This is a genomic window from Mycobacterium sp. E2699 (genome assembly GCF_001666745.1).
Classification (GTDB): Bacteria; Actinomycetota; Actinomycetes; order Mycobacteriales; family Mycobacteriaceae; genus Mycobacterium.
Window position 1 is genome coordinate 1 of the sequence record NZ_LZJH01000031.1, and the last position, 857, is coordinate 857.

Here is an 857-nt window from a genome sequence, read left to right on the forward strand (position 1 = left end):
TCGCCATCCAGTCCCAAGAGGTCTACGACCGCTATATGCACTACCTGACGGGGTGTGAAAACTTCTTCCTGAAGGGCATCAGCAACGTCGGCCAGTTCACGCTGGCCAAGTAAGTAGCGCACCGCTGGCCGGGCGCTCCCAGGCGCCCGGCTACTTCTCGCAGGTGAATTGGTTGACGTCGGTGTAGCCCTCGCGGAACAGCTTGGCGCAGCCGGTGAGGTACTTCATGTACCGGTCGTAGACCTCTTGGGACTGGATGGCGAGCGCCTTTTCCCGGTTCGCCGCTAAATTCGCCGCCCACATATTGAGCGTGCGGGCGTAGTGCTCCCGCAGCAATTGCACCTTTTCGACGGTGAATCCGGCCGCGGGCGCCAATTTCAGAATGTCTTCCTGCGCCGGCAACTGCCCGCCGGGAAAGATCTGGGTGTAGATGAATCGCGTGAACCGCACGTCGCTCATGGTCAGCGAGACGCCGAGCTCGTGCAGCTGTTTTTGGGAATGCGCGAGAATCGTGTGCAGCAACATCCGGCCGTCGTCGGGCAGGATCTCGTAGGCCCGTTCGAAAAACGCCGGCCAACGGTCCGCTTTGAACGCTTCGAAGGCGCCGATCGTGACAATGCGGTCGACGTGGTCCTCGAATTCCTCCCAGCCCTGCAGCCGCACCTCGACGCTGCGCCCGGTCGGGACCTTGGCCAGCCTCGCCTTGCTGTACTCGAACTGGTTGCGGCTGAGGGTGATTCCGATGACGTTGACGTCGAACTTCTCGACCGCTCGTTGTAGCGCACCGCCCCAGCCGCAACCGACGTCGAGCAGCGTCATCCCCGGCTCGAGGTTCAGCTTGCCGAGCGCCAGGTCGA

At 62.3% G+C, this 857-nt stretch carries 1 protein-coding gene and 1 pseudogene; one reads left to right on the forward strand and one right to left on the reverse strand.

Translation table 11 applies throughout. From position 1 onward, the window contains the following. Window positions 1-113, forward strand: a pseudogene (locus A5696_RS29045) (class I SAM-dependent methyltransferase); the annotation flags it as partial. Between the two features lie 37 nt (window positions 114-150). On the opposite strand, the gene A5696_RS29050 reads toward A5696_RS29045, so the two are convergent. Further along, on the reverse strand, window positions 151-857 hold a 707-nt coding region (locus A5696_RS29050), incomplete at its 5' end, for a cyclopropane mycolic acid synthase family methyltransferase (RefSeq protein WP_067873297.1).